The 20202-nt window shown below is 64.8% G+C and carries 19 protein-coding genes; 5 read left to right on the top strand and 14 right to left on the bottom strand.

Annotation, left to right across the window (positions count from 1 at the left end; genetic code table 11):
• Positions 1-3149 (bottom strand): DUF5801 repeats-in-toxin domain-containing protein (locus FNJ47_RS15550; protein WP_163154503.1); only part of this gene is annotated, 3149 nt, incomplete at its 3' end.
• A 236-nt stretch (positions 3150-3385) separates the two neighbouring features.
• On the opposite strand from FNJ47_RS15550, the gene FNJ47_RS51240 reads away from it, so the two are divergent.
• Positions 3386-3826 (top strand): hypothetical protein, encoded by a 441-nt coding sequence (locus FNJ47_RS51240; protein ID WP_235999901.1) that lies wholly within the window; start codon positions 3386-3388, stop codon positions 3824-3826.
• Between the two features lie 57 nt (positions 3827-3883).
• Here FNJ47_RS51240 and FNJ47_RS15540 read toward each other — a convergent pair whose 3' ends face one another.
• Together FNJ47_RS15540 and FNJ47_RS15535 are read right to left on the bottom strand one after the other, a co-directional pair.
• Positions 3884-4441 (bottom strand): DUF3617 domain-containing protein, encoded by a 558-nt coding sequence (locus FNJ47_RS15540; protein WP_163154501.1) that lies wholly within the window; start codon positions 4439-4441, stop codon positions 3884-3886.
• A gap of 257 nt (positions 4442-4698) precedes the next feature.
• Positions 4699-5250: a DUF3617 domain-containing protein gene (locus FNJ47_RS15535; protein ID WP_163154499.1), complete on the bottom strand. Its 552-nt coding sequence runs from the start codon at positions 5248-5250 to the stop codon at positions 4699-4701.
• Positions 5251-5554: 304 nt separating this feature from the next.
• Here FNJ47_RS15535 and FNJ47_RS15530 point away from each other — a divergent pair, with 304 nt between their 5' ends.
• Entirely contained in the window at positions 5555-5929 is a 375-nt protein-coding gene (locus FNJ47_RS15530) for a hypothetical protein (protein WP_163154497.1), read from the top strand.
• A gap of 163 nt (positions 5930-6092) precedes the next feature.
• Here the strand turns inward: FNJ47_RS15530 and FNJ47_RS15525 are convergent, their stop codons facing one another.
• The 5 genes from FNJ47_RS15525 to FNJ47_RS15505 all read right to left on the bottom strand — a co-directional run bounded on the left by FNJ47_RS15525 (position 6093) and on the right by FNJ47_RS15505 (position 10988).
• Positions 6093-6353: a hypothetical protein gene (locus tag FNJ47_RS15525; RefSeq protein ID WP_163154495.1), complete on the bottom strand. Its 261-nt coding sequence runs from the start codon at positions 6351-6353 to the stop codon at positions 6093-6095.
• A gap of 197 nt (positions 6354-6550) precedes the next feature.
• A complete protein-coding gene (locus FNJ47_RS15520; RefSeq protein ID WP_163154493.1) occupies positions 6551-7321 on the bottom strand; it encodes an SDR family NAD(P)-dependent oxidoreductase in 771 nt (256 codons plus the stop codon).
• A complete protein-coding gene (locus FNJ47_RS15515; protein WP_163154491.1) occupies positions 7322-8119 on the bottom strand; it encodes an SDR family oxidoreductase in 798 nt (265 codons plus the stop codon). It lies immediately after the preceding gene.
• Complete coding sequence (locus tag FNJ47_RS15510; RefSeq protein WP_163154489.1) at positions 8119-9507, bottom strand: transaminase; 1389 nt, start codon at positions 9505-9507, stop codon at positions 8119-8121. Before FNJ47_RS15510 ends, FNJ47_RS15515 begins: the two co-directional genes overlap by 1 nt.
• The gene (locus FNJ47_RS15505) at positions 9504-10988 is read right to left on the bottom strand and encodes an aldehyde dehydrogenase (protein WP_163154487.1); all 1485 of its coding nucleotides are present in this window, start codon (positions 10986-10988) and stop codon (positions 9504-9506) included. Before FNJ47_RS15505 ends, FNJ47_RS15510 begins: the two co-directional genes overlap by 4 nt.
• A 224-nt stretch (positions 10989-11212) precedes the next feature.
• Here FNJ47_RS15505 and FNJ47_RS15500 point away from each other — a divergent pair, with 224 nt between their 5' ends.
• From FNJ47_RS15500 to FNJ47_RS15490, 3 genes are read left to right on the top strand one after another with little or no spacing between them, the layout of a single operon-like run.
• Entirely contained in the window at positions 11213-12475 is a 1263-nt protein-coding gene (locus FNJ47_RS15500; RefSeq protein ID WP_163154485.1) for a Tm-1-like ATP-binding domain-containing protein, read from the top strand.
• On the top strand, positions 12472-13137 hold the full coding sequence (locus FNJ47_RS15495; RefSeq protein WP_163154483.1) for an HAD family hydrolase: 666 nt from the start codon (positions 12472-12474) through the stop codon (positions 13135-13137). The genes FNJ47_RS15500 and FNJ47_RS15495 overlap by 4 nt, the downstream gene beginning before the upstream one ends.
• Before the next feature lie 12 nt (positions 13138-13149).
• A complete protein-coding gene (locus FNJ47_RS15490) occupies positions 13150-14502 on the top strand; it encodes an aminotransferase class III-fold pyridoxal phosphate-dependent enzyme (RefSeq protein WP_163154481.1) in 1353 nt (450 codons plus the stop codon).
• Here FNJ47_RS15490 and FNJ47_RS15485 read toward each other — a convergent pair.
• The 6 genes from FNJ47_RS15485 to FNJ47_RS15460 form a co-directional block, all read right to left on the bottom strand.
• Positions 14488-14802: a hypothetical protein gene (locus FNJ47_RS15485; RefSeq protein WP_163154479.1), complete on the bottom strand. Its 315-nt coding sequence runs from the start codon at positions 14800-14802 to the stop codon at positions 14488-14490. The genes FNJ47_RS15490 and FNJ47_RS15485 overlap by 15 nt on opposite strands.
• On the bottom strand, positions 14799-16811 hold the full coding sequence (locus FNJ47_RS15480; RefSeq protein WP_163154477.1) for a copper amine oxidase: 2013 nt from the start codon (positions 16809-16811) through the stop codon (positions 14799-14801). Before FNJ47_RS15480 ends, FNJ47_RS15485 begins: the two co-directional genes overlap by 4 nt.
• A gap of 65 nt (positions 16812-16876) precedes the next feature.
• The gene (locus tag FNJ47_RS15475; protein WP_235999900.1) at positions 16877-17875 is read right to left on the bottom strand and encodes a branched-chain amino acid ABC transporter permease; all 999 of its coding nucleotides are present in this window, start codon (positions 17873-17875) and stop codon (positions 16877-16879) included.
• Positions 17876-17901: 26 nt separating this feature from the next.
• Positions 17902-18768, bottom strand: a complete 867-nt coding sequence (locus FNJ47_RS15470) for a branched-chain amino acid ABC transporter permease (protein ID WP_163154472.1) — start codon at positions 18766-18768, stop codon at positions 17902-17904.
• 16 nt (positions 18769-18784) lie between these two features.
• The gene (locus FNJ47_RS15465; RefSeq protein ID WP_163154470.1) at positions 18785-19483 is read right to left on the bottom strand and encodes an ABC transporter ATP-binding protein; all 699 of its coding nucleotides are present in this window, start codon (positions 19481-19483) and stop codon (positions 18785-18787) included.
• Entirely contained in the window at positions 19470-20201 is a 732-nt protein-coding gene (locus FNJ47_RS15460) for an ABC transporter ATP-binding protein (RefSeq protein WP_163154468.1), read from the bottom strand. Before FNJ47_RS15460 ends, FNJ47_RS15465 begins: the two co-directional genes overlap by 14 nt.
• Position 20202 lies beyond the last annotated feature (1 nt).

The following is a 20202-nucleotide window of genomic DNA, read 5'->3' as shown; positions in this document are numbered from 1 at the left end:
AGCGTCACCAGGCCGCCGGTCAGGCTGATGCCCTCATGGGTGTCCGGGCTCGACGCGGTGTTCTCGTGCACCGCGCGGTCCTGCGTCAGCGTCACATTGCCCGTTGCCGGATCGACCGTCAGCGTGAACACCAGCCACGCCGCATCATTGTCATGGCCGGTCACATAGCCGGACACCGTGTTGCCGGTCTGGTCCAGCACCACCGCAAGACCGGAGGCGCTGTCGATCAGATTGGACGTCGTGCCGTTGGCGGCAATGCTCAGCGCATAGGCGGTCGTTCCGCCGTCGGCACCGGTCACCACATTGAACGCACCGGCGAAGCTCTCCTGGTCCAGCGCATGACCCTGGGTCGGCACCAGATCCGGCGTCGAGCCGTTGATGCCGGCGTTGGTCGAAGCCGACAGATAGGCCTCATAGGTGTTCAGCGAAGCCACCGTCCCGCTCAGCGAGATCGACGGACCGTCGTCGTGGAACGTGACGTGCGAGCTGAGGTCGAGCTTCTGGCTCGCCGTATCGCCGTCCTTGTCGGTCGCCGTCGCCGTCAGCGTCACCAGGCCGCCGGTCAGGCTGATGCCCTCATGAGTGTCCGGGCTCGACGCGGTGAGCTCGTGCACCGCGCGATCCTGCGTCAGCGTCACATTGCCCGTCGCCGGGTCGACCGTCAGCGTGAACACCAACCAAGCTGCCTGGCCCTCGTGGCCGGTCACATAGCCCGAGATCGTGTTGCCGCTCTGGTCGAGCACGACGCCGAGACCGGAAGCACTATCGATCAGGTTGCTCGTGGTGCCGTTGGCTGCAATGCTCAGCGCATAGGCGGTGGTTCCGCCGTCGGCGCCGGTCACCACATTGAACGCGCCGGCGAAGCTCTCCTGGTCCAGCGCATGACCCTGGGTCGGCACCAGGTCCGGCGTCGAGCCGTTGATGCCGGCATTGGTCGAGGCCGACAGATAGGCCTCATAGGTGTTCAGCGAAGCCACCGTCCCGCTCAGCGAGATCGACGGACCGTCGTCGTGGAACGTCACATGCGAGCTGAGATCGATGTGCTGGCTGGCGCTGTCGCCGTCCTTGTCGGTCACCGTCGCCGTCAGCGTCACCAGGCCATTGGTCAGGCTGATGCCCTCATGGGTGTCCGGGCTCGACGCGGTGTTCTCGTGCACCGCGCGATCCTGCGTCAGCGTCACATTGCCCGTCGCCGGGTCGACCGTCAGCGTGAACACCAGCCAGGCTGCCTGGCCCTCATGGCCGGTCACATAGCCCGAGATGGTGCTGCCGCTCTGGTCGAGCACGACGCCAAGACCGGAAGCACTATCGATCAGGTTGCTCGCGGTGCCGTTGCCCGCGATGCTCAGCGCATAGGCCGTGGTGCCGCCGTCCGCGCCTGCCTTCACCGTGAACGAACCGGCGAAGCTCTCGTTATCGAGCGTATGGCCCTGGGTCGGCACCAGATCCGGCGTCGAGCCGTTGACGCCGGCATTGGTTGAAGCCGATAGATAGGCTTCGAACGTGTTCAGCGAAGCCACCGTCTCGTTCAGCGAGATCGACGGACCGTCGTCGTGGAACGTCACATGCGAGCTGAGGTCGAGCTTCTGGCTCGCCGTATCGCCGTCCTTGTCGGTCACGGTCGCCGTCAGCGTCACCAGGCCATTGGTCAGGCTGATGCCCTCATGGGTGTCCGGGCTCGACGCGGTGTTCTCGTGCACCGCACGGTCCTGCGTCAACGTCACGTCGCCCGTTGCCGGGTTGATCGTCAGTGTGAACACCAGCCAGGCGACCTGGCCCTCGTGGCCGGCCACATAGCCGGAGATGGTGTTGCCGCTCTGGTCCAGCACGACGCCGAGACCGGAGTTGCTGTCGATCAGGTTGGTCGCCGTGCCGTTACCGGCAATGCTCAGCGCATAGGCGGTGGTTCCGCCGTCGGCGCCGGTCACGACTGTGAGCGCGTTGGCGAAGTTCTCCTTGTCCAGCGTATGACCCTGCGTCGGCGACGCATCCGGCGTCGAGCCGTTGATGCCCGCGTTGGTCGCGGCCGACAGATAGGCTTCGAACGTGTTCAACGAGCTCGTCGTTCCGCTCAGCGAGATCGCCGGACCATCGTCCAGGAACGTCAGATGCGGACCGACATCGGCGGTCGCGGTACCGGTCTGGTTGCTGTTGTCCGTCACCGTCGCCGTCAGCGTGACCATCCCGGCAGGCAAATGCACGCCTTCGCTGATGTCACCTCCGACCTCGCCGGTCCCTTGGTGCATCGCGCGCAGATCGGTGAGCGTGATGTGGCCAGTCGCATCCACGGAGATCGTGAAGTCAGCGAGGCCGTTCTGACCTCCTTCCCTGCCAACGACCTGTCCGTTCTCGACGAATAGGAACACGTGGTTGCCGGTCTGCGAATCGATCAAACCGGTATCGACGCCTGGCGCGCTGATCGACAGCGCGAAGGTCAGCGACTTCTCGCCTCCGGGCACAGTGATCGAGAACGGGATCAGCCCCGTCGCCACGGTCGATCCTGCGGGTCCCAGTCCGGAGCCGGCGATCCCGTTGGTCGCAATGGTCAGGAAGCTCTCGTCCACCGCCAGATCCGGCGCGGCGCCCAAGGAAATAGTGGGGGCAGCAGGAGTAGACGACTGCGGGAGGGCGGTACCGGTCGGCGGCGTGTCGGTGAAATTGGGCAGCGTTTCCGGCCCAGCCAAGACGTTGGTGCCGACAGGACCAAGCGCATCAACCACGAACGGACTGAAGTTCGCACCGCTCGCCTGCGCGTTGCCGGTCGCGCCGCCATTGTCGGCTGCCGGCAACACCGATGAGTCCGTGCTGATCGGGAACAGGCTTGCGAATTCCTGGACGGAGACGTCGCGACCGGGCGCCATCTCGATCGTGACGTTGCTCTGACCATCCGCGCGGGAGTCGAAGAACGGCTCAACCGTGACGGTCGACTGGTTGTCGAACAGGATGATCAGCTTTTCGCCGATATGAACCAGCGTGATCTTCTCCTTGGCGATCGCCGAGAAGTCGATCTTCGCTTTCTGGTCGTATCCAAGATTGACGACGACCGCCTGATCGGTCAGCGGCTTCGTCAGCGTGTAAATTCTTACGGGAGCCGAATTGGTGGAATTGCCGGTGCCGGTAGCCTGAGCGACCTGAAACGAACCCTGCATTATCAGCTCCGCAAAATGCGATTAGAGGAAAAATTGTAGAAAAATTTAGTTTTAGGCTATTGTTAACCCTCCCCCCTGGTCAAGAAATGTATTTGGTTAATCAATGCTTTCCCTGGGAGTGTGGTAAAGATCGAACAGGCCGGGGCTGCGAGAACAATGGTTTAGCCCGCCTGACTTGGTCGAAAGGCAGTATTTGCCCGGCCCTGTTCGCCCTTGCCGGCGATTTGGAGCGGTCGATGCGGGTGATTCTTCAGGCGTGTGCCGCTATTTTGATTTACGGTTCTTTCGGCGCGGCGGCCGCGCAAGCCCCACAACAACCAGTCCCGCGGGAGACCACCGTCGAGCGCCAGGTTCAGGCTCTGGCCAACCGAGACACTCAAATCGGCATCTATCTCAACGTGTTACCTGATTGCACGTCGGGGCCGCTGCCGACCATCCGTCTGGTCACGCCACCGGCCGCCGGAAAGGTCGTGGTGAAGACGGCGAAGGCCAAGGCGACCAATTACAAGGCCTGCCTGGCGCTCGAGGTGCCCGCCTATGTCGCCTTCTACAAGGCGCCACCCGAATTTCTCGGCGATGACGCCATGACCATCGAGGTCAAGTACCAGGGCGGCCGCACCGAAATTCAGAAGATCACAGTCAAGGTGAGCGGGCCTGGCGGCCAGCAAAAGATCTAACGCGACCGACGACCTCGCCCCATCGACGTCCAGCCGCTCCGGGCCTGAAACTCCGCCTCAGAGCGGATCGCCTTCAGCCGTCTCCTGCCCCAGCTCGCGCGAGACCTCGCTCGGTGCTGCTGCTGGCTGGCCAAGCGAAGCCTTGTCCTCGTGGCAATCGCTGATCCGACGGGCGACCACCCGATCCATCCTCGGCGCCTGGCCGTGAACTTCATTGACCTCGATGTAGGCCTCGTCGCTCAGAACCGTGATGACGGTGCTGACCGGCCCCATATAGTCGCACCGGTTGGAAAACACGTACTTGTTGCTGATCTTCTCCGGCCTCGAAGAACGGCAATTTCCGATCGATGGGGACGAGAACGTTGCCTTCATCGCCTGAGTCGGGTCGACACAGCGGGTCATTTCGCGCTCGAGCAGCTTTTGCCGCACGTTCGACGGCGACACGAGCTCCATCGTCCGCACGAAACGCCACATGCCTTTCCGGAAAGTCGGTCCGTTGAAGCCGTCGTCGGCCACCGCGCCATGGGAGGCAAGCATGGACACGGAAAGCGCGATCACTACGCCAAGCATGCATGCGAAGACCTTCGACTGCCCGAAGCCCTCACGCGACGTCATTTGTTGAATCCTCATCGGCCGCATGATGCGCATCGCGTGACTATCACTTGAAGCACGCCCAACCTCACTTCATTCCAGAACACTTCGCGTTAAGGTCGAGTAAATGCTCGCCCTTTTGGTTGAGGATCTTCGCTGTCGGATGCACGCCGCTATGTGCCGGCCCAGTCCAGACCGGTCGCAAATCAAGCTAGCACCTCAGCCGCCCGCGGGCTGATGCCGGCAAGCTTGCCTGCCAGCTTCCCTGGCTGATCGCCAACCTAGTGCTGCAAACGCGCCGGAGTCGACTTTTCGGAGTTGGCTGCACCTCCGTCATCGCAGTCGCCGATCCTCGTCGCGACGACCATGTCGGTCTTGGGATGCTCTCCGGTGCTGACCTCGTTCAGCTCGGTATATGCCTCGTCGCTCCGCACGGTGATGACGGTGCTGACCGCGCCCATGTAATCGCATCGGTGCCCTAAGGTGTACTGATTGCCGACTTTTTCGGGCTTGTCCGAGACGCAGTTTCCGACCGGATCCGGCGCAAAGGTCGCCTTCATCGCGAAGGTCGGATCGACACAGCGCGTCGTCTCTGCGTTGACCACCCGATACTTGAAGTTCTTGTTGGCGGTCCTGACGACGTCGAGCGTTCGGATAAAGCGCCACAAGCCCTTGCGGAAGCTGGGGCCGGAGAAGGGTTGAGCGGGCTGAGCCGCAGCGTCCCGGCCGCTCGCCGGTTGAGGGGATGGTGCCTGCGCATGCGCCATCAGCGACGACGCCGGGATAACCATCAAGGTGAGCAGCGAACCTGCAATGGCACCACGGAAGTTCATTCCCAACCCCCGATGTTCGTCCGAAACCCGTTCGCGATGCGATCCGGTCAGGCTCTTGAAGCAGTCCCACGAAACAACTCAACCGCTCCACCACTTGCAGGCCAATTGTGGCCAGCAAAGGCGCGTTGTCGCAGCACGGCTGCCTTCAACCTAATTCCGTTCCACTGCAGCAAACTTGCAACACTCGGCGCTCGAACCCTGTGCCTGCCTCTGCCACAGGTTTGACCTAGGAGACTTTTTTGCTCATTTTGCGCGAGATACTTTTTCTCAATTGCTTTGCCTATCGCTGGACGAGGGGGCGCAGATGCGTATTCGAATTGGCTACATGGTCGCGGGCATTTTGGCTTTGGGCGCAGCGCTGTCGGGCACTTCCCGGCAAGCGACTGCCGCGGATCTCGGCCTGGTCACGAAGGCACCAGTCGGCACCTGCACCGAGATCGTGTTCACCTGCGAGAACGGCCATCAGTATCCGCTGTGCCCGCGCGCTGTGTCGGTCGAGGGCGAAGTGGTCACGGCCTCCCTGCTCACCAGCCGTGGCGGCATCCATGTGCGGCACGTGCCGATGGGCGTCGGCTATCGCTATGCCGGCCGTGGCGTCTGGCTGGATGGCTTCCGGGAAAATGCGCTGCTCAACTTCGGCAAGCACCACCAGGTGGCGTGCAGCATCGCGCACTCGTGAAGCATGATCCGGAAAAGTGCGAAGCGGTTTTCCCTCGCGACAATCGCTAAGCGTTTGCGCGGAGATCATGCTCAAACAAGAAAGCTGAAGCGCGATCGCGCTTCAGTGCGCGCTCCGCGTCGCCTGATGTGACGCGGCGCACTCTAGACCGCCGGGCAGTTCCTCACCCTTTGGTGTGGAGCACGACGCGCGACGAGCGCGAAAACATATAGGCCTTCGGATAGACGTAGACCGGGCAGTGGTCCTGCCACTGGTACAGCTGCCAATTCCATTTCCAACAGCCAGATTCAATCTGCGGCTCCTGCACATAGTCCAGCCGGTACGGCGGATCGCCAAACGGATAGTCGCCGCATTTCGCCGCCGTCGACGACAGCACGAAGATTGAAGCTGCCGCGGCAATGATCACAGAAAATGACTTGTTCATAACGTCCCTCGATCGAAATGACGTGACGGCACGAGAGTGCCAAATCCACCGGTCCTTATCAAGGTATCGGCCGCTGCACTCCGGCGCCGATCGACTGTTCCAGAGCGTTTTCGAGCGAAGTGGATCCCGGTTCGCGTGAAGAAAACGCGTCAAAACAAAAATCTGGAGCCTCGTTCCGATTTAATCGGAACGAGGCTCTAGACGGCGCGATTCTGTGTCGGCGAGCGGCCGCCGCCATCGGCGACCAGCACCGCACCAGTCACGAAGGACGCCTCGTCGGAGGCCAGGAACAGGCAGCACGCCGCGATCTCGGCGGGCTCGGCCATCCGTCCCAAGGCGATCCGCCGTTCGACGCCGCGAAACTCGGCATCGGGTGTGGTGCCGTTCTGGTCTGCGAGCAATTGCATTTCATAGGCGCTCATCGGCGTCCGCACCCAGCCGGGCGCGACCGCGTTGGCGCGGATGCCGTCGGCGCCGTGTGCGTAGGCCAGCGAACGCGTATAGGCGACGACGGCCGCCTTGCTGGCAGCGTAACTTGCGCTATCCGGGCTGGCATTGAACGCGGCAACGGAGGCGACGTTCACGATCGCTCCCCCGCGCTGCCGCAACAGCGGCAAGGATGCGCGACAGATCCGCATGGTCCCGGTGAGGTTGACATCAAGCGTCCTGGCCCAGACCTCGTCAGACACGCTTGCAGGCTGATCCGGCACGATCAGTCCGGCGGCGTTGACGACGATATCGAGCCACGCGCCGCAGGCGGTGACGGCCCTCGCAACGTCGTCCGGCCGGGTGACGTCACCATGGATCGCCTGCCCGCCGCACTCGGCCGCAGCGGCCTGAAGCTCGGCGTCGCCGAGGCCGAACAGCACGACGCGCGCGCCGCTCAACGCCAGCAGCACCGCCGTGGCCCGGCCGATCCCGGTGGCCGCGCCGGTCACCAGCGCCGTCTTTCCGTCCAGCCGCGGCATTTAGAGCCTCCACTGCCGTTCAACGGCAAATCCGGTTTCCGGCAGCGTCGAGCCGCCGTCGACGACAATGGTCTGCCCGGTGACGTATCTGGCTTCGGTGGACGCGAGATAGAGCATCGCGCAGGCGATGTCGTCGGCACTCCCCATGCGTCCCATCGGAATGAAGCGTTCGAGTTTGGCCTTGTTCTCCGGCGCGCTCATGGTGCCGCGGCCGGGCTTCTCGATGAAGCCGGCCTCGACACCGTTGACCGTGATGCCGGCGCGCGCGAGCTCGAACGCAGCGCCGCGAATGAACGCGTTCACCCCGGCCTTCGCCGCCGAGTAATGCGCGCCGCCGCCCATTGCGACACGCGCGGATACCGAGGACGTTATGAGAATGCGCCCGAACCTGGCGGCGCGCATATGCGGAGCTGCGGCCTGCGCGAGCCAGATGCTGGCGTTCAGGTTCAGCGCCAGCGTCTCATCGAGCTTGGCTTCATCAAGCTCCTCGAGCGAAGCCCACGGGCAACCGCCGGCATTGTGCACGACGATGTCGAGCCGGTCGTATTTGGCTGCGACACCGTCAACCATCGCACGCAAGCTACTCCGGTCGAGCCGGTCGAACGGGATGCAATGCACCGACCGTCCATCGGCCGCCAGTTCACGCGCCAGCGCCTCTGCCACATCGAGCGTCCGGTTGGCGATCACCACGGTCGCGCCGGCCTGCGCAAGCCTCGTCACGATGGCTGCGCCGATCCCCCTGCCGCCGCCGGTGACGATGGCGACCCGACCGTCAAGATTGAACGGAGGCGCCTGCATCAGATTGCTCCCGCCCCTTTCACGAGATCGTTGAACTGCGCGAACACCGCCGTGTGCTTGTCCACGTCCCGGGCCGACGTCGCCGGACACATCAGCAGCATGGTATGAAACGGCGTCACCAGAATGCCTTCGTTCATGTAGAACGCATGCAGCAAGGTCTCGAGATCGGGTTGTCTCCCGGCAATGACGTCGGCGCCGCTGCGCGGCGGCTTCGGCATGAACATGATCTCGGCGCGCGCGCCGATCTGGGTGACGTGCCAGGGCAGACCGGCCGCTTCGATCAACCGGCGCGCTTCCTGCGCGAGCCACGTTGCGGTTCCGATCATCCGCTCGTAGTTCGCAGAGGTCAGCACCTTCTCCAGCACCGCGCGCATGGTGGCAACCGTCAACGCGTTGCCGGCGAGCGTGCCGCCGAATCCGAGATGCGCGGACTGCCGCTGGCGCGGATTGACATGGGGAACGAGCTCCCAGAGCCGCTCGGCGATCTCCTCGCTGAGGCCGAAGATGCCGGCCGGGATGCCGCCCGCGATCGCCTTGCCCGCGACGAAGATGTCGGGCTCGAGCCCGTGGCTCTGCGTGTAGCCGCCCGGTCCGCAGGACAGCGTATGGGTCTCGTCGATGATGAGGACAGTGCCGGCGCGGCGGGTCAAGTCGCGCAACGCCCGGTGAAAACCAGGATCGACCGGGATCATGCCGAAATTCGTCATCAGCGGCTCGGTCAGCACGCAGGCGACGTCGCCATGCGCAAGCGCCGCCTCGAGCGCGGCAACATCATTGAACTCGACGACCCGGCTCACGGCATCATGGTCGATGCCGTTGGGGTGGATCATGTTGCGCAGGCCGACCCGGCCGTCGCGGATCTCGACATGCGCTTCCTCGACGCCGCCATGATAGCAGCCGGAGAACACCAGCACCTTGCGCCGGCCGGTGATCATGCGCGAGATACGGATCGCAGCGCGGTTGGCGTCGGTCGCCGACGTCGTCAGCGTCCAGTATTTCGGACCGAAACGGCGCGATAGCTCGGCACCGACCCAGATACTGTCCTCCGTCGGCAGCATCATGGTCGCACCACGCTTGAGCTGAGCGAGCGCAGCCTCCGTCACCGCCTCGGGCGCGTGCCCGCACATGCCGCCGGTGTCGCCGAGACAGAAATCAACATAGTCGCGTCCGTCGATGTCCCTGATATGCGCGCCATTCGCTTGCTCGGCATAGACCGGAAAGCCACCGGCCCAGCGCCGCATCCAGTGCGACGGGCCGCCATAAAGGTAGTGCTGTCTGCCTTCCTGCCACGCCGCCGCCGATCGCGGATGCAGCGCCCGAAAGCGCTCCTGCTCGGCGTCGAGCAATCGATTCAAAATGCCGGTGCGTTCAGCAGTTGCAGATGTCATAGCGCGATCCAGGCGGTCTTGAGGTCGGTATAGGCGTCGAGGGCGTGGAGGGACTTGTCGCGTCCGAAGCCGGATTGCTTGAAGCCACCGAGCGGTACCGTGATGTCGGCGCCGCCATAGGCGTTGACATGCACGACACCGGCCCTGATGGCGCGCACCATGCGATGCGCGGTCGAGAGGCTTCCGGTCCACACCGCCGATGCAAGTCCATAGGGCGTCGCATTGGCAAGCGCTGTGGCATCGTCCTCGCCGTCGAACCGCGTGACCGACAGCACCGGGCCGAACACCTCCTCGCGCCAGACCTCCATCGCCGGCGTCACCTCGGTGAGGATCGCCGGCGCCATGAAGTTGCCGCCGCTCTCGACGCGGATCTGCTCGCCGCCCGTCATCCGCTTCGCGCCCTGCGCTTCAGCGCGGGCAACGGCGTCCAGATTCTTGCGCAACTGCACCTTACTCGAAATAGCGCCGATGTCCGAGGTCAATTCGAGGGGATCGCCGACCCTGAGCTTCGCGGTGTCATCGAGCAGTTCATCCATGAAACGATCATAGATCGCGGACTGCACCAGCAGCCGCGAGCCGGCGACGCAGACCTGGCCGGAGTTGCGGAAGATGCCGTTGGCCGAGACCTTGGCCGCATGCTTGATGTCGGGTACATCGGCGAACACGATGTTGGGCGACTTGCCACCAAGCTCGAGATGGACGCGCTTCAGGTTCGATCGCGCCGAGCATTCCAAGAGGCGCCGGCCCACTGCACCCGAGCCGGTGAAGGCAAGCACGTCGACATCCATATGCAGCGCCAGCGCCTCGCCGGCCGATGCGCCGCGGCCGGTGACGACGTTGAGCACACCGTCCGGCAAACCCGCCTCCGTCGCGAGTTCGGCAAGCCGCAGCAGCGTGAGCGACGCGAGCTCCGGCGGCTTGACCACGACCGAATTTCCGGCGGCCAGCGCAGGACCGATCTTCCACGCACCGATCATCAGCGGGAAGTTCCACGGCACGATCACGCCGACGACGCCGAGCGGTTCGCGATGCACGAGCCCGAGCACGTCGCCTGAGGTCGGTGCGATCTCGCCATATATCTTGTCGATCGCTTCGGCGTAGTAGCGGATCGTGCCCGCCGCCGACAGCGGCTCGGCCTTGTAGGCCATGCTGATCTCGGTGCCGTTGTCCCGCACACCGAGCACCGCGATCTCGAGCGCGTGCTGCTCGATGAGATCGGCTAACCGCAGCAGCACGTTCTTGCGCTGCGCCGGCGCCGCGCGCGACCAGCTTCGCTGCTCGAAGACCCGCCGCGCTTGCCTCACCGCAAGGTCGACGTCGGCCGCATCGCCGTCGGCAATGCTCGTCAACAGCTTGCCGTCGATCGGCGACACGACATCGAGCCGTGCCTCGCTGACCGCCTGCGCGGTGCGGCCGCCGATGAAGAGCTGTTGGGCCGGAATGACGGCCGAGCGATATCGATCGATCTGGGCTTGCTGCATGCGAGATCATTGTGACGATGACAAAATGCGGCTCCCGACCGGGACCGCGGGCATGGTGCAATCCTCGCCAAATCAAGGCTTTGACAGCAATCAACCGATAGGTGGATGTCACCGCAGCCGGCGCGCTCATAGCGTGATTGCACGATGGCCGAACGTCCAGCACGCTCGGTGCAAAACCCGTCGCCCACCATCATTCACGCCTGCGGGCGAACACTGACAAGGTCATGCCTGAGATTACGCAGCCCCGCATTCTCCTGATCGGAACGGGAGACACCAAGGCCGACGAACTGCTGTTCATGGGCGAGTGCATCGCCCGTGCCGGCGGCAGGACGATCATGATGGACATCAGCGTGCTCGGCGATCCGCCGTACCAGCCGGCGCATGACAAGCACGCGGTGGCCGCCGCCGCGCAGACCACGATCGAGGCGATTGCATCAAGCGGCGACGAGAACTCCGCGATGTCGCTGATGGCGATCGGCGCCGCAAGCCTGGCCCGCGAGCTCGCTGACAGCGATGCCATCGACGGCGTGATCGCCATCGGCGGCACGATGGGAACCGACCTTGCGCTGGACGTCGCGCAGGCGCTGCCGCTCGGCCTGCCGAAGCTGATCGTCTCGACCGTCGCATTCTCGCATCTGATCCCGCCGGAGCGCGTCGCGGCCGATTTGATGATGATCCTGTGGGCCGGCGGCCTCTATGGCCTCAACGGCACCTGCATGGCCGTGCTGTCGCAAGCCTGCGGCGCGATCGTCGGCGCAGCCAGGAGCGCGATCAAGCCCAACCGGGACCGGCCGGTCGTTGCGATCACGTCGCTTGGCAAGAGCTGCCTGCACTACATGGTCGAGCTCAAGCCGCAGCTCGAGCGCCGCGGCTATGAGGTGGTCGTCTTCCACACCACCGGCATGGGCGGACGCGCGATGGAGTCGATCGCGGCCCAAGGCGGCTTTGCCGCGGTGCTGGACCTCAGCCTGCAGGAGGTCGCCAATCAGCTCACCGGCTCGGTGGTCAATTCCGGCGCCGACCGGCTGGAGAATGCCGGCAGAGCGGGGATTCCACAGATCATCGCTCCCGGCGCGATCGATATGGTCGACTTCCCGGCATGGCTTGGCGTTCCAAAGGAGCTGTCGGATCGTCCGTTCCATGCGCACAACCGGCTGCTTGCGTCGGCCACTTCAGGCGCCGCCGATCGCCAGCGGATCGCGCGCGCGATTGCCGAGAAGCTGGCCCAAGCCAGCGCGCCGGTTGCCTTCGTGCTGCCCACCGGTGGCATCCAGCAATGGGACCGCGAGGGCGAGGCTCTGCACGATCCCGGCGCCCTCGCCGCCTTTGTCGACGCGATGCGCTCGGCGGTCCAGGCACCGGTCGAGCTGCACGAGATCGAGGATCACATCAATAGCGCGGCATTCAATGAAACGGTGCTCGGCATCTTCGACCGATGGGTCGCAGCCGGCATCGTCCGCCCCGGCCGCAGCACGGCGGCCGCATGACCCGTCCGCTCGCCCAGGCGCTGGTGCTCGACTTCGGTGGCGTGATCTCGAAGACGCTGTTCGAGACCCATGACCTGACCGAGCGCACGCTCGGGCTCGCACCGTGCACGCTGAAATGGCTCGGACCGTTCGCCCCCGACAGTGATCCGCTCTGGACGGCGATGCAGCGTGGCGAGATTTCGGAACGCGACTACTGGCTGACCCGCAGCCGCGAGGTCGGTCGCATGCTCGGTGAAGACTGGCGCGACATGGAGACTTTTGTGAAACGCGCGCGCGGTGCCGACCCCGAAACCGTGATCCGCCCCGAAGCGGCGCGTGCGATCACCCTCGCCGCCGACGCCGGGTTCCGGCTCGCCATCCTCTCGAACGAGCTCGACCTGTTCTACGGCGCCGACTTCCGCACTCGTCTGCCCATCCTCAAGCGCTTCGAGACCATCGTCGACGCGACCCATACCGGGATCCTGAAACCCGATCGGCGCGCCTATCAAAGCGTGCTGGACGAACTGGCGCTGGGGGCAGAAGATTGCGTCTTCGTCGACGACCAGCGCCGCAACATCACGGGCGCCGCTGCGTGCAACATGCGCACGGTGCTGTTCGACGTGCGAAACCCGGCGGCATCCTACAGCGAGGCGCTGCGGCATTTCGGGCTGCAACTCGAGTGACAGAGAACCATCATGCGCGACAGAAACTTCCTGGTTGAGAACAACGCCAAGCCGATCTGGCACCCGATGGCCCATCCCGCCGAGATGCGGACGCAGCCGCCGCGGATCGTGATGAAGGGCGAAGGCGTCGAGGTCACCGACATCGACGGCAAGACCGTGATCGATGCGGTCGGCGGCCTCTGGAACGTCAATCTCGGCTACAGCTGCGATCCGATCAAGCAGGCGATCGCAGACCAGCTCAGCGCGTTGCCCTATTATTCGGGCTTCCGCGGCACCTCGAACGGTCCCTCGATCGAGCTCGCCTATGAGCTCACCGAATGGTTCAAGCCCGAAGGCATGGTTCGGGCCTTCTTCACCTCGGGCGGATCGGACTCGGTCGAGACTGCGCTGCGGCTGGCCCGGCAATACTGGAAGATCAAGGGTCAGGCCGACCGCACCAAGTTCCTGGCGCTGAAGAAGGGCTATCACGGCACCCATTTCGGCGGCGCTTCCGTCAACGGCAACGCCAATTTCCGTCGCAACTACGAGCCGATGCTGCCGGGCGTCTTCCATATCCCGGCGCCGTCGACCTATCGCAACCCGTTCAACGAGACCGATCCAGCCAAGCTCGCACAGCTCTGTGCGGCAGCGATGGAAGAGGAGATCACATTTCAGGGCGCCGACACCATCGCGGCCTTCATCATGGAGCCGGTGTTAGGCGCCGGTGGCGTGATCGTGCCGCCGGACAGCTTCATGAAGCTCGTGCGCGAGATCTGCGACCGTCACGGCATCCTGATGATCGCGGACGAGGTCGTCACCGGCTTCGGACGCACCGGCGCATGGTCGGGCTCGCGGCTCTGGGGCGTGAAGCCCGACATGATGACGATGGCCAAGGCGATCACCTCCGGCTATTTCCCGCTCGGTGCGACGCTGATCGGCGAGCAGGTCGCGGAAGCCTTCGAGGCCGATACCACGACGTTTGGCTCGATCGGCCATGGCTATACCTATTCGGGCCACCCGGTCGGCTGCGCCGCGGGCCTTGCGGCGCTCGCCGAGACCCGCCGCCTCAAGCTCGACGAGAATGCCGCCGCGCGCGGCGAGGACCTCGCGCAGGCGCTGGCCGCGCTCAAGGCCAAGCATCCGCTGGTCGGCGACGTCAGGGGCAAGGGCTTGATGGCCGCGCTTGAGCTCGTGGCCGATCGCGACACCAAGAAGCCCGCCGACAAGAAGACGATGACAAAGGTCGCAGATGTCGCCTACGAGGCCGGCGTGATGCTGCGCGTCTCCGGCAACAACCTGATCCTGTCACCGCCCTTGATCCTCACGTCAGCCGACGTGAAGCGGATCGCCGAAGGGATCGACGCCGGCCTCTCAGCGGCCGGCTGACAGCGCGCTGACGCAGGCCATGGCGCGCTCGAACGGCGCGGCATCCGCCGCGTTGCGGTCGAGGCAGTCGGCCAGCGATGCGGCCGACATCGTCTGAACAGTGCAAAAGATCCGCATGAAGTCGGCCGCAAGCGCGACCTTGCGCGGCGCGGGTTGTCGATCCCAGTCGCTACTGCTCAAATAGAGCAAGGACGCATTGTCAGCGCTTTCGGCGGCTGCGCCAGGCGCGGCCGGCCCTGTCGCCAGCAACGTCAGCAGCGCGCCGGCCACCGCTCCAACGCGATGCGCGCGGGCCCTCATTTGGTGTCCCTGGCATTCACCATCGGCGGCACGTCGAGCGCGGGATTGCGGTCGAAGAAGTTGAACGGACGCAGCCGAAAGCCGTGCCACAGGCCGGGCATCACAGGCCAATCCTCAGCGCGCGGCACGTGGCGGAAACCGACCGTGTACCAGAGCACCAAGTCGCGATCCTCGATCGGCCGCTTCGCCGCGGTCCATTTCGGCAGGCCATCGACCTCAGGGTTCTCATTCGGATACATGCCCGCGGCGTAACGCTCGTCCCTGGCATAGGCCGAGGTCCACAGCGTGTAGGCGCTGAAGCCGGCGCGCAGCTGGATCGGATCGTCCTTGGCGAGCAGCGAGACGTCGGAGTGGCCGGGCATAATCTGATAGCTCGTGCGGTAGCCCCGCTTGTTGGTCTTGCCCGTGCTCTCGATCCTGAATTGCGCCGCGCTCAGCGGCGTCGTGACCGGCCCCTCGGTCGCGACCGGCCTGGTGTCGACCTGCCACAGGCTCTTGCGCTGGCCCTGCTCCAGCCGGCGGACGCTGAAGCGATCCTCGACCAGCCGGTTCGAGGCGCCGTCGACGTCCATGTCGATCCGGAACGTCATGTAGTGATCGTGATTGACCGCAAGCAGCCGCTCGTCGACCAGCGTACCGTAGGCAGTATCCTGCGCGGCCGTCGGGTCGCTCAGTGTCCGGCTTGCAACGCCCTTGGTGGCATCGATGCCGTAGGCGCCGAGCCGGACATCGATGTTGCCGGCGCGGTCGAACACATAGTCGACCAGGTAGTCGTAATTGCCGACCACCGGGGCCATCCGAACCACCAGCTCGTTATTCGGCCGGACCTCGGCGGTGTTGTTGAGCAATTCGCTATGGCGCCAGATCGGATCGCCGGTCGGGCGCTCGAAGATGCAGACCGCGCCCTTGGAGACGACCGGATTGCCCTTGGTGTCCGAGATCGTCAGATCGAGATAATGCGCGCCTTCGGGACAATCCACGCCGCGCTGCAATTCGCTCGACAGCACGCCAAAGCCGTACTCGCCGATATCCATATAGGCGCGGAACGACCAGGTCGGCGCCGGATCCATATAGGGCACGAACATCTCGCTTGCGGACATCTGATAGGCGATGTCGCGGAGCGTGCCGTGGTCGTCGTAGCGGATCAGCGACAGCACGGCGCCGACGCGCGGCTCGAGGCGGACATGGAACGACCAATTGTCCCAGCGGACCTGGCCGCCCTCCACCTTCACATTGCTTCCCTCGGGTGCGGCGATCTCGATCGGCTTCGGCGGCCTGCGGTATTTTCCGGAGTCGACATAGGCGTGTGACGGCGTCTGCGCCGGCGGCGGTACCACGCCGAGATCGGTCACCGACAGCACCGTTTTGCTCTTGAGATCGATCTGGGCGACCAGGTTCTCGATCGGCTTGCCCCAGAGATTGTTGGCGGCGCCCGTGGTGTCGACGCAGGGCACGTTGAGCAGGCGACGGCCTTTCAGGGCCGGATCGGTCACCGGCCCGACCGTCAGCGGCAGGCATAGCACATTATGGAAATCGGTGATGCCACGCTTGGCCATCGCAGCGATCCAGCGCGGGTCCTGCTTCGGCAGATCGCCGGCCGACATCAGCTCGTCGATGGTCAGCGCGGCCTCATGATCGCTGATCTCATCCCAGCCGGCGAGGCTGCGCGCGGCGAGATCGATATGCGCCTCGTAGAGATGGCCTCCGCTCAATAGCGTCACGTTGGCACGGCGCGCGAAGGGCTGGCCGGGCTTCCATGCCCGCACCTCGTCCTTGGGGTCTTCGTCGACCGTCATGGAGACGACTCGCGCCGCATCGTCGAGCTTGCCGGCGCCGCGGAGTATCTCGGAGACCGAACGGATTTCGTCCGTGGTCAGCCCGTCCATCGGGTGCGTTGCGGCCGCCTGCGGCCACATCCTGCGCTCAGCCTGCGCCGGCAGCGGCGCCGCCATCGTCACCGCAACCAGGCCCACCAATGCCCATTCACCACGCCGCAAAATCAGAGCCATCACGCCCTCCACTCAAAGCCAGAACGCTCAGAATACAAGCAATGGTGACGGCGTGAAGGCCTGCCTCATCCGGTAACCCGTTCCGACGTGCTCGGCAGGATCGTGCCCGCGGCCGGCCGTGGCGCGGCGCGGTGGACGTCGAGCAGCCGTACACCGAGACGATCGCGCAAGGCCGGCCAGATGCCGCGCGGCGCTACGATCATCACGACGACAGCGATGATTCCGAGCCCGACGAGATACCAGCCGCCGGACAGGCCGAGCGGCCCGGTCATCAATTCGCGCAGGCCGAAGAAGATGATGACGCCGAGGATCGGGCCTTCCAGCGTTCCGATGCCGCCGATGATCACGATGAACATCATGTAGACCGACCAGTTGACGTCGAACGCCGCCAGCGGCGCGATGAACAGATTGCCCATGAAGCTCAGCGCACCCGCAAGCCCACATCCCGCCGCCGAGAGCACGAAGGCGATCAAGCGGTTATGGCGGACGTCGACGCCGACGCTCATCGCGGCGAGATCATTGTCGCGCACGCTCATCAGCCCGAGGCCGAAGCTCGAGGTCATCATCTTGTACAATGCCGCGATGGTGACGAGAGTCAGGCCGCCGGCGAGCCAGAACATGGTCGGCTCGAACCAGTCGAAATCGATCAGCTTGCTGGTGGCGAGCGGCATGCCCGAGGTGCCGCCGACGGCCTGCGATTTCATCGTGAAGGCGCCGATGATCTCGGCGAACACCCACATCGCGATCGAGAAATAGGCGTCGCGCAAACGAAACAGCGGAAAGGCGATGATCGCAGCGATCGCCGCCGCCATCAGCGGCGCGACCGGCAAGACCCAGATCGGGGTGACCTCGAGCCAGCCGGAAGCCAAGAACAGCGCGTAGGCGCCGAAGGCGATGAAGACCTGATGGCCGAGCGAGACCAGTCCGGCATAGCCCGCCAGCAGGTTCCACATCTGCGCCATCGTCAGCAGCAATAGGCACTCGGTCGCAAGCCGCAGGAAGCCCTCGTTGAGCACGAAGGGCGCGCCGGCGATGACGGCGACGAGCACGATGACGCAGGCCATGAGAATTGTCCGAGTCGGCATCGGCGTCACACCCTGCTCGACACGAGACCCGACGGGCGGATCAGCAGCATGATGAAGAACAAGAGATGCGCATAGAGCAGCCCTGCATTCGGGTCGATCTTCAGCCCGATCAGCTGCGCCATGCCGAGCGCGATGCCGCCGAGCAGCGCGCCCCAGAACGAGCCGAGCCCGCCGAGCACGACGACCTCGAAGGCGATCAACAGCCGCTCGGCACCCGAGAACGGCGTGAAGCTCGACCGCACCGCAAGCAGCACGCCGCCGATCGCGCCGAGTGCGAGCGACAGGCCCATGACGTAATTATAGACGCGGTCCGGCTTGACCCCGGACAGCCGGACGATGTCGCGGCGGTCGGCAGTGGCGCGCACGATCCGCCCGAATTCGGTGCGGCGCAGCACGAGCTGCAGCGCCATGAACAGCAGTGCCGCCAGCACCAGCGTGAGCAACGGCATAATGCCGATATTGAGGCCGGCAACCTCGAGGCTGGCGCGCGACAGCTCGCCGACCTGGAGGCTGCGCACGTCAGCGCCGAAGATCTCGACCATGACGTTGCGCAGGATCACCGAGACGCCGAAGGTCAAAAGCAACGGCGACAGCGGATCGGGCGACGTCACCACGCGGTTGACGATAAGCGCTTGGTACAGCCAGCCGACCGCGAACGACAGCGCGATCACCGGGACCAGCATCAACAGCGGCGAGACCTGCGGAAACATATTGGAAAGCAGCACGGCGCAGAACGCGCTCAGCACCATGAACTCGCCATGGGCGATGTTGACGACGCGCATCACGCCGAACACCAGAGCGAGCCCGATGCCGAGCAGGCCGTAGAGCCCACCCAGCAGGGCTCCGTTGATCAATGTCTCAACCCAGATCATGTCATGCCAATCCTGGCTAGTTTCCGAAATAAGCGTGCGTCAGCTGTTCCGGCTGCAAGCCTTGCGCCGGGCCGGTCAGCGACACCCGCCCCTTCAACAGGCAATAGATCCGCTCCGACGTCGCGAGCGCCCGCTTGACGTCCTGCTCGACCAGCACGACGGCGGTGCCCTCGCGGCGGATGTCGGCAAAGGAGCGATAGATCTGCTCGACGACGACCGGCGCGAGGCCGAGCGAGATCTCGTCGCACAGCAGCAACCGCGGGTTCGACATCAGCGCGCGGCCGATCGCCGCCATCTGCTGCTGGCCGCCGGAGAGCTGCCCGGGAAACATCCGCCGCCGCTCTTCCAGGATCGGGAACAGGTCGAACACCCGCCGCAAGGTCCAGCTGCCCTTGCGCCGGTTGACGCTGCCCATCAGCAGGTTCTCCTCGATGGACAGTGAGTCGAACAGCAACCGCCCCTCGGGCACCATGATGAGCCCGAGCCGCGAGACGTCCTCCGCCGGCATCTGCGAGATGTCCACGCCGTCGAAATGCACCGCCCCACGCCGCTCCTCGTTGAGCCCGACCAGCGCCTTCAGGAAGGTCGACTTGCCGGCCCCGTTGGCACCGACCAGCGCCACCGCCTCGCCGTCCGCGACGGTGAAGTTCATGTCGAACACGGCCTGGAGATCGCCGTAGAAGATCTGCAGGCCGTTCACATCAAGCAACGCCATCGGCCTTCAATCCCATATAGATTTCGCGCACCACCGCGCTGTCCATCACCTCAGCCGGCGGTCCCTCCAACACCTTGCGGCCGAAATCGAGCACCAGGATGCGATCCGAGACCGCGCGCAGCGCGTGCGGAATGTGCTCGATCCAGATCATGGCGTGGTCCGTTTTCACCGACTTGATGATCGCAACGAGGCGCTCGACCTCGGGCTCGGTCAGACCGGCCGCGATCTCGTCGAGCAGGATCAGCTCGGGCTTCGAGGCCAGCGCCTTGGCGAATTCCAGCCGCTTGCGGTCGATCAGCGGCAGGGCGCCCGCGAGCTTGTCCGCCTTGCCGTCGAGCCCGGTCCGCTGCAGCACCTCCATGGTCCAGCTCGACGCCGCTTCGCCATAGAGGCCTGCGCCGTAGGACGCCGCGACCAGCGCGTTCTCATAGACCGAGAGATGCGGAAACGGCTGCGGGATCTGGAACGCCCGCCCGAGCCCCATCCGCGCCCGGCGATGCGGCGGCAGCCCTGATATCTCCTTGTCGTCGAGCATGATCGAACCGCCGTGGGCCGTGAGCAGGCCGACGATCAGGTTCAACAGCGAGCTCTTGCCGGCGCCGTTCGGGCCGATCACGCCGAGGCATTCGCCGCGCGCCAGCTCGAAGCTGACGTTGTCGGCGACCACGATCTCGCCGAAACGCTTCGAGAGCCCGCTGACGCGCAGAAGCGGTGCCATC

Source organism: Bradyrhizobium uaiense, assembly GCF_010811875.1.
Classification (GTDB): domain Bacteria; phylum Pseudomonadota; class Alphaproteobacteria; order Rhizobiales; family Xanthobacteraceae; genus Bradyrhizobium; species Bradyrhizobium uaiense.
This window is presented reverse-complemented; position numbering and strand designations above follow the sequence as displayed.

Bases quoted from the DNA above. Each gene is read 5' to 3' on its own strand.
- FNJ47_RS51240 (WP_235999901.1), top strand. From the start codon at position 3,386: ATGCGGGTGATTCTTCAGGCGTGTGCCGCTATTTTGATTTACGGTTCT.
- FNJ47_RS15490 (WP_163154481.1), top strand. From the start codon at position 13,150: ATGCGCGACAGAAACTTCCTGGTTGAGAACAACGCCAAGCCGATCTGG.
- FNJ47_RS15505 (WP_163154487.1), bottom strand. From the start codon at position 10,988: ATGCAGCAAGCCCAGATCGATCGATATCGCTCGGCCGTCATTCCGGCC.
- FNJ47_RS15465 (WP_163154470.1), bottom strand. From the start codon at position 19,483: ATGGCGTTGCTTGATGTGAACGGCCTGCAGATCTTCTACGGCGATCTC.
- FNJ47_RS15485 (WP_163154479.1), bottom strand. From the start codon at position 14,802: ATGAGGGCCCGCGCGCATCGCGTTGGAGCGGTGGCCGGCGCGCTGCTG.
- FNJ47_RS15470 (WP_163154472.1), bottom strand. From the start codon at position 18,768: ATGATCTGGGTTGAGACATTGATCAACGGAGCCCTGCTGGGTGGGCTC.
- FNJ47_RS15525 (WP_163154495.1), bottom strand. From the start codon at position 6,353: ATGAACAAGTCATTTTCTGTGATCATTGCCGCGGCAGCTTCAATCTTC.
- FNJ47_RS15475 (WP_235999900.1), bottom strand. From the start codon at position 17,875: ATGGCCTGCGTCATCGTGCTCGTCGCCGTCATCGCCGGCGCGCCCTTC.
- FNJ47_RS15510 (WP_163154489.1), bottom strand. From the start codon at position 9,507: ATGACATCTGCAACTGCTGAACGCACCGGCATTTTGAATCGATTGCTC.
- FNJ47_RS15480 (WP_163154477.1), bottom strand. From the start codon at position 16,811: ATGGCTCTGATTTTGCGGCGTGGTGAATGGGCATTGGTGGGCCTGGTT.
- FNJ47_RS15500 (WP_163154485.1), top strand. From the start codon at position 11,213: ATGCCTGAGATTACGCAGCCCCGCATTCTCCTGATCGGAACGGGAGAC.
- FNJ47_RS15530 (WP_163154497.1), top strand. From the start codon at position 5,555: ATGCGTATTCGAATTGGCTACATGGTCGCGGGCATTTTGGCTTTGGGC.
- FNJ47_RS15535 (WP_163154499.1), bottom strand. From the start codon at position 5,250: ATGAACTTCCGTGGTGCCATTGCAGGTTCGCTGCTCACCTTGATGGTT.
- FNJ47_RS15460 (WP_163154468.1), bottom strand. From the start codon at position 20,201: ATGGCACCGCTTCTGCGCGTCAGCGGGCTCTCGAAGCGTTTCGGCGAG.
- FNJ47_RS15495 (WP_163154483.1), top strand. From the start codon at position 12,472: ATGACCCGTCCGCTCGCCCAGGCGCTGGTGCTCGACTTCGGTGGCGTG.
- FNJ47_RS15520 (WP_163154493.1), bottom strand. From the start codon at position 7,321: ATGCCGCGGCTGGACGGAAAGACGGCGCTGGTGACCGGCGCGGCCACC.
- FNJ47_RS15540 (WP_163154501.1), bottom strand. From the start codon at position 4,441: ATGACGTCGCGTGAGGGCTTCGGGCAGTCGAAGGTCTTCGCATGCATG.
- FNJ47_RS15515 (WP_163154491.1), bottom strand. From the start codon at position 8,119: ATGCAGGCGCCTCCGTTCAATCTTGACGGTCGGGTCGCCATCGTCACC.